The organism is Bradyrhizobium sp. DOA1, assembly GCF_001593325.1.
In the GTDB taxonomy this organism is placed as follows: Bacteria; Pseudomonadota; Alphaproteobacteria; order Rhizobiales; family Xanthobacteraceae; genus Bradyrhizobium.
Genome location: NZ_JXJM01000001.1, coordinates 4,452,224 through 4,463,036 on the forward strand (window position 1 = coordinate 4,452,224; position 10,813 = coordinate 4,463,036).

Here is a 10,813-nt window from a genome sequence, read left to right on the forward strand (position 1 = left end):
CGCCCCTGCGCGATCTCGAAGCCGCGACCTTCGCCGAGCAGGATGTTCTCGGCGGGCACGCGCACGTTCTCGTAGACGATCTCGGGGTGGCCGACCGGGGCGTCGTCATAGCCGTAGGTGAGCATGTCGCGGACGATGCGCACGCCCGGCGTATTCTTGGGCACCAGGATCATGGACTGCTGGCGGTGACGGTCGGGATCATCCGGCGCGGTCTTGCCCATCACGATCAGGATCTCGCAATCCTCGTTCATGGCTCCCGACGTGAACCACTTGCGCCCGTTGATGACGTAGTCGCCGCCGTCGCGCCGGATCTCGCACTGGATGTTGGTGGCATCGCTGGAGGCGACCTGCGGCTCGGTCATCGAGAAGCCGGAGCGGATGCGCCCTTCCAGCAGCGGCTGCAGCCAGCGCTGCTGTTGAGCGGGCGTGCCGTAGTTCGCCAGTACCTCCATGTTGCCGACGTCGGGCGCCGAGCAGTTGAAGACCTCCGGCGCCCAGAGGATGCGGCCCATGATCTCCTTCACGGGCGCATATTCGAGATTGGTGAGCCCGGGTCCGTGCTCGCCGGAGAGAAACAGGTTCCAGAGCCCCTGCTCCCGCGCCAGCCGCTTCAGGTCCTGAAGGATTTGCGGCGTCTTGTAGCGCGCGGCTTCCGGCTTGACCTGCTCGTAATAGAGATCCTCGACCGGTTCGACATGCGCCCGAATGAACTGGCGGACGCGGTGCTGGAGCTCGAGCGAGCGGGCGGAGTGTTGGAAGTCCATGGTGGTCTCCGGTTCGCGTTGGCTGACTGCACCTCTTCCCTTCTCCCCTTGCGGGAGAAGGTGGCGCGAAGCGCCGGATGAGGGGTCTCCATCGGCGCACTCGAAGCAGCTTGCTTTGCGGAGACATACCCCTCACCCGGCTCGCCGCTTTGCGGCGATCCACCCTCTCCCACAGGGGGAGAGGGTGCACCGTCTCCGCTGCACGTCAGGTCCCGCGCAGCAGCTCGCTCGCGATGACCCAGTCGTTGCCGTCGAACTGGAGCATGTAGCCGTCCTTGATCGGGCGGAAATCCTGCGGGGTGGTGTTGAGGGTGATGCCGGGCATCAGCAGCGAGAGCGGCACGTTCTTCATATTCGCCGCCTGCGCCATGATGTTCTCGCGCGTCAGATTGTCTTTGCACTGCTTCAGCAGCACCACCAGCGCCTCGGCGACGGTGTAGCCGTAGAGGCCGGCGACGTTGTTGACGTCGGCATTCGGCAGGCGCTTCTTCATGAAATCGATATAGGCCGTCATCGCCGGATCGTTCTTCGGCTCGGCGACGAACGGCTTGAGCGATCCGAGCGAGAGCACGCCCTTGCCGGCATCGAGGCCCGCCGGCACCATCACCGTCGCCTTGTTGGCGCAGCCGCTAGCCAGGAAGCGCGTCGGCTGCCAGCCGACCTCATGGGCCTTGCGGATCGCCTGCGCGCAGGCGCGCGGGGTCACCGAGTAGATCATGAAGACGTCGGCCTTGGTGTTGGCGAGCGTCAGCACCTGGGAATCGACGGTGGGATCGGCGACCTCGAAGCTCGATGCCATCGCGATCGCCTTGTCGGCGTCCGCACCGAGCGCTTCCTTGACGCCGCGCAGATATTCCTTGCCGGCGTCGTCGTTCTGGTAGAGCACCGCAAAGCGCGCGTTTGGGTTCTTGGCGCGGGCATAGGCGACGTCGATCGCGGCCTCGCTGGTGTAGTTCGGCGCCCAGGGCAGCGCCATCGACCACGGCATGTTGGCCGGATCGTTCCACTTCGAGGCCGAGCTGATCAGGAACAGCTGCGGCACCTTGTTGCTGTTGAGGTACTTCGCGATGGCTGAGCTCGGCGCGGTGCCCATGGTCGCGAAGATGAAGGCGACGCCCTCACCTTCGACCAGCCGCCGTGCCGCTTCCATGGTCTTGGGCGGCGAGAAGGCGTCGTCTAGCGAAAGCAGATTGAGCTTGCGGCCGTTGACGCCGCCCTTCTCGTTGACCTCGTCGAAATAGGCCGCGATCACCCGGCCGGTGATGCTGAGCGGCGAAGCCGGGCCACTATAGGGCATGGTATTGCCGATCTTGATCTCGGTGTCGCTGACGCCGGGACCGTAGGACTTTTGTGCGGCGGCGGGCGTGGACAGGCAGACGGCAGCGAGCGCTGCGGCCAGGACCAAAGCGGCTTTCATGGTTTCTCCCCGTGATCATCGCCGCACGAGACGATCACGCGGCGTGCTGCTTTTTGTCAGCGCGTCAGCTCACCGGAGTTCCACCAGTCGGTCTTGCGTCGAGTTGCTGATGGCTTTGCCTAGCCGCGCCGCTTCAAAGCAAAACCCAGGCTGATCCAGCCGGCGCCGGCCATGATCAGGTCGATGCCGAGAAACAGTCCGAGGATGTAGACACTGTTCACCGGCCAGCGAGCTACGATCAAGAGACCGAGCAGCAGCGTGACTGCGCCCGAGAGCGCGACCCACACCCACGGACTTTCCCGCTTCATGCTGAAGGCGAGAAACAGCCTGACGGCGCCAGAGGCAATCAGCGATGCGCCCAGAAAGAGCGTCAGCAGGACTGCCGCGAACAACGGGTTCGCGAAGGTCAGGAAGCCGGCGACCACGTAGAGCACGCCGAGCAAGGCCCAGATCAGGAACTTGCCCCAGCTCTTCATCTGGAACGCACCGATGATCTCGGCCGCGCCGGCGACGATCATCATGGCACCGACCACGATCACGCTCGCCACAGTCGCCATCACGACGCTGCCGAACGCGACAAAGCCGGCGACGACGTAGACGATACCGAGCGCGACGATCCAGCCCCATTTGGCATGCAGCGTCGCGCTGCCCGAGCCCAGGCCAAGACGCTGGGATGTATCCGAAGCACTTGTCATGACGCCACTCCTGCTGCGAAGCCCGGAGGCACAATCCAGGATAGCACGGGCCGTACCGGGACGATAGGCAGCAGAGCAGCCCCACCAGCAGCAACATTGACCCAAATCAAGATCGAATGCGGGTGTCAGGCCCGCGACCGCTCCATCTCGAGCTCAGCCTTCAGGTTGTCGAGATCGCGATAGATGGAGGCAACCGCCAGTACGCGTCCGGCCTTGCGGTATTTCAACAGGCAGTCCTTGGCGGAGATACTGCCGTCGATCGCGACGTCGTCAAAGCTCTCGGCGTGGCCGACATAGTTGATTGGCACGTCATAATGCTGCGACCAGAAGAACGGCACCGCGTCGAAGCGTTCGCGCCTGCCGATCATGTTGCGTGCCGCGGTCTGACCCTGCCGCTCCGCCACGACCCAGTGCTCGACACGGATGGTTTGTCGCGAATGCGGATCGGGCCAGCGCGCGATGTCCCCGGCGGCGAAGATGCCGGATATGCTGGTCTCCAGATACTCGGTTACGCTGACCCCACGATCGGCTGCGAGCCCCGCCTGCTCGGCGAGCGCAAGGCGCGGCTTGACGCCGATGCCGACCACGACGATGTCAGCCTCGATCACCGCGCCGCTCTTCAGCGTCGCCCGCATGCCGTCGAGACTTTCCACCGTGTCCTTCAAGTGAAAGAAAACGCCGTTCTCTTCATGCAGCGACCGGACGAAATCGCCCATCTCGGGGCCGAGCACCTTCTGCATCGGTCGCTCCTCGGGCGCGACCACGTGGACCTCCAGCTTGCGCGCCCGCAAGGACGCGGCGACTTCCAGGCCGATGAAACTGGCGCCGATCACCAGGGCGCGCTTCGCACTGTTCGCGGCCTTGATGATGGCGCGGCTGTCGGCGACGGACCGCAAGGTGTGGACATGCGGCTGGTCCGCGCCCGGAATCTGCAGTTTGACCGGCTCGGCGCCGGTCGCAAGCAGCAGCCGATCGAATGGCAGTCTGTCGCCATTGCCCAGCGTGACGCTTCGCCCCTTCGGGTCGATCGCGGAGACGGCTACGTTCAGCCTGAGATCGATGTCTGCATCCTGATAATAGTCCTCGCCGCGCAGCGGCAGCCAATCCTCCGGCGCATTGCCGGCGAGGTAATCCTTGGAGAGGTTCGGCCGATCGACCGGCATCGCGCCGTCATTGCTGAGCATGGTGATGGCCCCGGCGAAGCCCTCGCGCCGGAGCGTCTCGGCCGCCGCGAAGCCGGCTGCGCCGCCGCCGACAATGACGAATTTCTCCGGCGTCGGTGCGCTACGATGAGCTGATGTTGGTTTAGGCGCCTCGCGCTTGCGCTGCACGACGATCTTGTCCCCATCGCGCGAGACGTCCCAGACCGCCAGCGCATTCAAGGCCGGCGGGCGAGTGGCCTCGCCCGTCCGCAAGGAGAAGCAGGCGTGATGCCAGGGGCAGCGGATGGTGTCGCCGACCACCAGACCTTCGGCGAGCGGGCCGTGGTAATGGCTGCAAGATGGCTCGATCGCGAAGATCTCGTCGCCAGCCTGGACCAGGAGAACATTCTCTTCGCCGACATGGCCGAGCAATTTGCCGTCGTTGAACGCGGTCAGCGACACGCCTTTGGTCAGGTCGGGTCCGCTCGGCTTGTTGTCCTCGGCCATGGTGACGCCTCCTTGAACTCCGGCGGATCAATCGTCTGAATTGGCAAGCCCTAGCAGTTCCTGACGTGTCAGCGCATTGTCGCGGAACACGCCGAGCATACGGCTGGTCACGAGATCGGTCCCCGGCTTGTGCGCGCCGCGCGTGGTCATGCAGTGATGCGTCGCCTTGATGATGACGCCGACGCCTTCGGGGTTCAGCACGTCGTTGATCGTATTGGCGATCTGCGCGGTCATCTTCTCCTGGATCTGGAGGCGCTTGGCGTAGATGTCGACCACGCGCGCAAGCTTGCTGATGCCGACGACGCGCCCCCGCGGGATATAGGCGACCCAGGCGCGGCCGACGATCGGCGCGATATGGTGCTCGCAATGGCTTTCGAAGCGCACACCGCGCAGCACGATCATCTCGTCGTAGCCCTCGATCTCCTCGAACGTCTTTTGCAGGATCTCGGTCGGATCCTGCGCATAGCCTGAGAAATACTCCTCGAAGGCGCGTGCGACGCGATCAGGCGTTTCGCGCAGACCGTCGCGCGCGGGATCATCGCCGGCCCAACGGATCATGGTCCGGATCGCCTGCTCGACCTCCGCCCTGTCAGGCCGGTCGCTCGGCGCCTGCGCCACCGCAACACGTTCCAGCCGACGCGGTTGTGACTTCATCGAACGACCTCCCCTGCAACGGGCCGCAGACAATGGCGGCCCCACAGCTTGGACGGCTGCGATTGCAAAAGGTTCCCAGGATCGGGAAAAATCGAAAGGATCGGGCGTTGGCGGACGCGCTCCCCCTGGGACCTCAAGGTGAGGAGTCAGGCTATCGAAGATATGCCGGCCATCGTTCGGCACCTTTCCGAAGATCGAGCACAGCCTTTGCCCATTCGGCCGGCCGCTCCTGCGGCAGATTGTGACCGGCGCCCGCGAATACGCGACGCTCGAAGAAGCCCTCGAACTTGCGCGCATGATGCGCGGTGCCGGGATTGACGCCGTCGCTGTCGCCGTCGATGGCGATCGTGGGGACGCGGATTTGTGGCTGTGCGGCGAGCTTCGCCTCGATTCCCGCATAAGCGGGATCGCCATCAACCAGCGCATAGCGGTGCCGGTAGGAATGGATCACGACATCGACGTAATCAGGGTTGTCGAACGCAATCGCGCTACGCTCGAAGGTCGCGTCGTCGAACGTCCATTTCGGCGACCACATCGACCAGAGCTGGCGGGCGAAGCCGCGCCGGTTGCGCTCCAGCGCGCGGCGGCCACGCTCGTTGTGGAAGAGATATTGATACCAGAGCGCCGCCTCCTCCGGCGGCGAGGCCGGCTCCATGGATCGGGCGATGTTCTGGATGTTGTAGGAATTGCCGGAGACGAGTCCGATCACGCGCTCCGGATGGAGCGCCGAGACCACGCAGGCCGCGCGTCCGCCCCAGTCATAACCGCCGACGACGGCGCGCTCGATGCCGAGCGCGTCCATGAAGGCGAGAAGATCGGCTCCCAACGCCGCCTGCTCGCCGGAACGTAGCGTCTCGGGGAAGCGAAACCGTGTCGGCCCGTAGCCGCGTAGCCAGGGCACCAGCACCCGGGCGCCGGCCTGGGCAAGAATCGGTGCAGCCTCGGCATAGGCGTTCACGTCATAGGGAAAGCCGTGGCCCATGATGCAGGGCCAGCCGTCAGAGCCGCCATATTCGAGATAGGCGATGTCGAGGACATCGGTGGTGATGGATTTTGGTTGCATGCTTTGCTCACGATCTGATCGCGATGTAGCCCGGATGAGCGAAGCGACATCCGGGATCACGCATCGCCGGCCCCGGATATCGCTTCGCTCATCCGGGCTACGAGGTCCGCGAGAGCCTAGCCTATCTCTGCGGGCCGGACAGCGCGATATCGCGTTCGGCGCGGAACACGTTGCTGTAGAGATTGGCGATCCATTGCCGGCCGATCTCGGTCTTGTTGAGGTAGCCGATCTCGGTCTGGATGTGCGGTGCGACGCTGTTCCAATAGAATTGTGGATAGCGGTTCACGATGTCGGCGGGGGAGTCGTAGCCGAGTTGGCGGTTGATGCCGACCTCCTCGAACTCGTAATAGAGCGCATTGGCCTTGCGCAGATAGTTAGGATCGCCGAGCTGACCGATGAAGTCGGCCGCGCGCAGGATCGAGGCCTCGTCGTCATATTCCTGCCCTTCGCGGGCGGGAAAGCGCGTCCCCTCGATGGCGCGGGCGACGCGGTCCGGGTCTACCCCGCGAATGTGCCGCAGCCGCCGCGTCACATAGAGCTTCGAGCGATCGACATGATACATCATGAGACTCGCGTCCGATGCCCCGCGCGGCAGCGAGATCTTGGTGTCGGACGCGTCAATCACGAAGCCGTCAGAATCATCCTCCTCAAACAGGCCGCGTACATAGCCAATATCGTGGGCGAGGCAGGCGATCAGGACATGGACGTAATCCTCGGCCGAGAGATGGGTATGAAGGCTTCGGCCGCGGAGGATGGCCTGGGCGGCCAGCGTCACCAGCATCGTGTGCTCGATGTTGTGATAGAGCGCATCGCTGTTGCCGATGCATTCCATCGCGGTGCGCGTCGCGCTCTCGACGATGTTGGCAGAAGTCTCATCGTACCGGCGACGCATGAACTTTCCGAGGAATTCCTCCAGGGATTCAGCCGCCAGCCTCGGTAACGTCATCATGGATGCAGCCCCGCTCGTCGGTGGTGTCCCACGCCAGCTCCCGATGTTTCGTTCTTGTCCTCGGCGCAGCGGCCAGCATAGCCCATCTTGGGCCGAGGGACCAAATCCTGGAACGACAACACGAAAATATGTTGCAGGTGCGATCCGCCATATCGCGGTTGCAATAACGGCGCGATACAGCCTAAGGCGGCCTGTGTCCAGACCGCAAGATTGCGGTTATTCGACCAGCACCACGTCCACGGCGACGCCGAGCTTCTGTTTCGGCGAACCGACGATGATGCCGTCGATGGGCGAGACGTCGGAAAAATCGCGCCCCATTGCGAGCACGATATGGTCATCGGCGACCAGGAGATCGTTGGTCGGATCGAGATCGACCCAGCCGAGTTCGGCCCCGCACCACAGCGCGACCCAGGCATGGGTGGCGTCGGCGCCTTGCAGCCGCGCCTGGCCCGGCGGCGGAATGGTGCGCAGGTAGCCGCTGACATAGGCCGCCGGTAGACCGAGCCCGCGCAGTCCCGCGATCATCACATGGGCAAAGTCCTGGCAGACACCGTGACGCTTGTCGAAGACCTCGCCGAGCGGCGTCGAAATCACCGTCGCCTTGGGATCATAGCGAAACTCGCTGCGAATGCGACGCATGAGATCGACGGCGCAGGCGAGGATGCCCGCGCCGGGCGCAAAGCTCAAAGCCGCATAAGCACTGACCGGACGCAGCACCGGCACCAAGGGGCTCGCAAAGACATAGCCGACCGGCGAGGACGGCCCGAGGCTCGTGGCCTCGAAAGCGATATCGCGAATGGTCTCCCAGGCCGGGCTCGCGGCATCGCGCGCCGGCGGCTGGCGCGAGACGGAGACGCGCGAACGTGAATCGATCCGCAGATTGCGATGGGCGGCTTCGATCACCACGCTCTCGGTGAGCGTGCCGAAGAAATCGCGGCGGATAGTGCGCTCGGCCGGACGCGGACGGATCTCGACGCGGTGCGATATCAGCTCTTGGCCGCTGCCACTTCTCGGCTCCAGCCGCAGCGTGCAGCGGGCGAAGCTGACCGGGCTCTCATATTCGTATGTCGTGACGTGACGGATGTCGTAGATCACGCCAGCCCCGTCAGCTTTTCCGGCCGGCTGGCATTGGGGCCGTGCGGGAAGTAGTGCTGTCCGATCGCCTCGGCGAGGCTGAGCAGATCCTGCTCCAGCGCGAACAGCGTCTTGACCTCGAGTTTCTCGGCCTCCGCGGTCGCGAGCATCGCCTGCATCGCCACCGCAAGCCGCTGCGGCTTCTCGATCAGGCCGTGCTCCTTCAGGCTCGGCAGCGCGGCGATGTGCTCGTTCAGCGTCGTCACCTGGAACGCCACCGAACGCGGATTGTAGCCGTCGAGCACGGCGAGATCGCGCACCGGCGCCAGGATCGGCGCCAGCAGGTAACGCGAGCGATAGGTGATCTGGCAATCTACCAGCGTCAGCAGGATGTCGAGATCCTCGTCGCCGGCCTCGTCATAGGCGAATTGGCGCGTGAAGCGCGTGGTGTTGATGGCGCGCTCGATGCGGCGGCCGACGTCGAGAAAGCGCCAGCCGGCGGCGCGGTTCATGTTCTCCTGCGCAAGCCCTGCAAAGCTCGCCAGCTCCTGCAAGGTCAGCTCGGCCGCGCTCACGACGCTGTCGTCGTCCTCGACCTCGTAAGCGAGACGCTCGGCCATCTCGGTGATGACCTGCCAGGCATCGGGCGACAGGCGTTCGCGCAGCGAGGTCGCGGTACGCTGCGCCGCGCGCACAAGCGACAGCGCCGAGCCGAAATGCGTCTCGCTCTGCAGCGCTTCGGCAACGATGCGGCCCGGCGCGGTGCGCGAGGTCTGCGAGATCGCGCCCCAGGCCACCAGCAGGCGCTGGATGCGTTCGGCCGATTGCAGCGACGCGGCGGTGCCCTTATTAGGCCCGCTCGGCGAACCCAGCGCGCGCACCAGACGCAGCGTCGCCTCGGCGCGTTCGAGATAGCGGCCGAGCCAGAACAGATTGTCGGCGGCGCGGCTCGGCAGCACGCCGGCGATGCGGCGGATGCGCACCTTGTCGGTCGCCGGCAGCAGCGTCGCGGTCGAGACCTGTTTGTCCGAGACGACCCAGACATCGGCCGCGCGGGCGCCGTCGCCCATCGACACCGCGCGTGCATCGGCCTGCTCGGCGATCCGGCAGAAGCCGCCGGGCATGATGGCCCAGCCGTCGGGCGTGGCAGCCGCGAACACGCGCAGCACGAAGGGGCGCGGCGTGAGCTGGCCCTGTTCCCACACCGGCATGGTCGAGAGCCGCACCACCTCCTGGCCGACATAGTCCATGCCGCGCGCGGTGATGGCCTCGACCAGGCGCTGGCGCTCGCTCGGTTCGAGCTCGCTCGCGAGCACCGGACCGTTGCTGTCGAAGCCCGGCACGCCGCGCCGGTAGGCGCCTTCGATCGCGACCTCGTCGAGCCGCGCCAGCACTTCGTCTCGCGCGACGCGCTGACCGCACCACCAGGTCGCGATATGCGGCATCTTCAGCTCCTCGCCGAGCAGGCGGCGGCTGAGCGCCGGCAGGAAGCCGAGCAGCGCCCGCGCCTCCGGCACGCCCGAGCCCGGCATGTTGGCGACGACGACGCCGTCCTTGCGCAGGACATCGATCAGGCCGGGCACCCCCAACCGCGAGGAGGCATCAAGCTCGAGCGGATCGAGTGAATTGGAATCGACCCGGCGAAGCAGCACGTCGAGCCGCTTGAGACCGGCAACGGTGCGGATGTGGATGCGGTTCTCGCTGACGGCGAGATCATCGCCTTCGACCAGCAGGAAGCCGAGATAGCGCGCCAGCGTCGCATGCTCGAAATAGGTCTCGCTGAAGCTGCCGGGGGAGAGCACGCCGATGCGCGGCTCGTCGCGATCGGCCCGCGCACGCAGACTGTCGCGGAACGCCTCGAAGAACGGTGCGACGCGCGGCACGTTCATCGACTTGTAGAGATCGGAGAAGGCGCGCGAGAGCACGAGGCGGTTCTCCAGCGCGTAACCCGCGCCTGAAGGGGCCTGGGTGCGATCGCCGAGCACCCACCAGCGGCCGTCGGGGCCACGGCCGACGTCGGCGGCGTAGATCGAAAGATAGCGCCCGCCCGGTGGCAGCACGCCGCAGACGGGGCGGAGATATTCGGGGCTGCCCGCGATCGCGGCGGCCGGCAGCGCGCCCTCGGCGACGAGACGGCCCTCGCCATAGATGTCGCGGAGCACGAGCTCCAGCAATTCGGCGCGCTGGGTGATGCCGGCGGAGAGCTGCCGCCAGTCGGCTTCGTCGATCAGGAGCGGCAGATGGCTCACTGACCACGGCCGGTCGGCGCTGTCGCCGGGGGCGCGGTAGGTGACGCCGGCCTCGCGCAGATGACGGTCGGCCATGGCGAAGCGCCGCTCGACCTCGTCCGGCGCGAGCGCGCCGAACGCATCGAAGAAGCGGCTCCAGACCGCCCGCGGGGCGCCGTCGGGCCCGAGGAACTCATCGGGAATGCCGGGCAGGCGGCGATAGTCGCGGACCCATTGCGCGAGGCGGCGCTGGCCTTCACGCTGGCCTTTCGCCCTGCCCGCCTTGTCGTCCTGTTCGGCTGCGCCCTCGCCCATGCGCC

At 65.7% G+C, this 10,813-nt stretch carries 9 protein-coding genes; all 9 read right to left on the minus strand.

Going from position 1 to position 10,813, the window contains the following annotated elements; all coding sequences use genetic code 11:
* The coding region (locus tag SE91_RS20925) for an acyl-CoA dehydrogenase family protein (protein ID WP_197489573.1) at positions 1-764 on the minus strand (764 nt) is incomplete at its 3' end.
* A 205-nt stretch (positions 765-969) separates the two neighbouring features.
* The gene (locus SE91_RS20930; RefSeq protein WP_061848932.1) at positions 970-2,181 is read right to left on the minus strand and encodes an ABC transporter substrate-binding protein; all 1,212 of its coding nucleotides are present in this window, start codon (positions 2,179-2,181) and stop codon (positions 970-972) included.
* A 119-nt stretch (positions 2,182-2,300) separates the two neighbouring features.
* Positions 2,301-2,876 (minus strand): HdeD family acid-resistance protein, encoded by a 576-nt coding sequence (locus SE91_RS20935; protein ID WP_061848933.1) that lies wholly within the window; start codon positions 2,874-2,876, stop codon positions 2,301-2,303.
* A gap of 125 nt (positions 2,877-3,001) precedes the next feature.
* On the minus strand, positions 3,002-4,525 hold the full coding sequence (locus tag SE91_RS20940) for an FAD-dependent oxidoreductase (protein ID WP_061848934.1): 1,524 nt from the start codon (positions 4,523-4,525) through the stop codon (positions 3,002-3,004).
* Between the two features lie 27 nt (positions 4,526-4,552).
* On the minus strand, positions 4,553-5,179 hold the full coding sequence (folE, locus tag SE91_RS20945) for a GTP cyclohydrolase I FolE (RefSeq protein WP_060735506.1): 627 nt from the start codon (positions 5,177-5,179) through the stop codon (positions 4,553-4,555).
* Positions 5,180-5,330: 151 nt separating this feature from the next.
* On the minus strand, positions 5,331-6,242 hold the full coding sequence (locus SE91_RS20950; RefSeq protein ID WP_061848935.1) for an alpha/beta fold hydrolase: 912 nt from the start codon (positions 6,240-6,242) through the stop codon (positions 5,331-5,333).
* A 121-nt stretch (positions 6,243-6,363) separates the two neighbouring features.
* Complete coding sequence (locus SE91_RS20955) at positions 6,364-7,191, minus strand: HD domain-containing protein (protein WP_061848936.1); 828 nt, start codon at positions 7,189-7,191, stop codon at positions 6,364-6,366.
* 216 nt (positions 7,192-7,407) lie between these two features.
* Complete coding sequence (locus tag SE91_RS20960; RefSeq protein WP_061848937.1) at positions 7,408-8,286, minus strand: transglutaminase family protein; 879 nt, start codon at positions 8,284-8,286, stop codon at positions 7,408-7,410.
* Complete coding sequence (locus SE91_RS20965; RefSeq protein ID WP_061848938.1) at positions 8,283-10,808, minus strand: circularly permuted type 2 ATP-grasp protein; 2,526 nt, start codon at positions 10,806-10,808, stop codon at positions 8,283-8,285. The genes SE91_RS20960 and SE91_RS20965 overlap by 4 nt, the downstream gene beginning before the upstream one ends.
* Positions 10,809-10,813 lie beyond the last annotated feature (5 nt).

Coding starts and splice junctions, on each gene's coding strand:
- SE91_RS20930 (WP_061848932.1), bottom strand. CDS start 2,181: ATGAAAGCCGCTTTGGTCCTGGCCGCAGCGCTCGCTGCCGTCTGCCTG.
- SE91_RS20935 (WP_061848933.1), bottom strand. CDS start 2,876: ATGACAAGTGCTTCGGATACATCCCAGCGTCTTGGCCTGGGCTCGGGC.
- SE91_RS20940 (WP_061848934.1), bottom strand. CDS start 4,525: ATGGCCGAGGACAACAAGCCGAGCGGACCCGACCTGACCAAAGGCGTG.
- folE (WP_060735506.1), bottom strand. CDS start 5,179: ATGAAGTCACAACCGCGTCGGCTGGAACGTGTTGCGGTGGCGCAGGCG.
- SE91_RS20950 (WP_061848935.1), bottom strand. CDS start 6,242: ATGCAACCAAAATCCATCACCACCGATGTCCTCGACATCGCCTATCTC.
- SE91_RS20955 (WP_061848936.1), bottom strand. CDS start 7,191: ATGATGACGTTACCGAGGCTGGCGGCTGAATCCCTGGAGGAATTCCTC.
- SE91_RS20965 (WP_061848938.1), bottom strand. CDS start 10,808: ATGGGCGAGGGCGCAGCCGAACAGGACGACAAGGCGGGCAGGGCGAAA.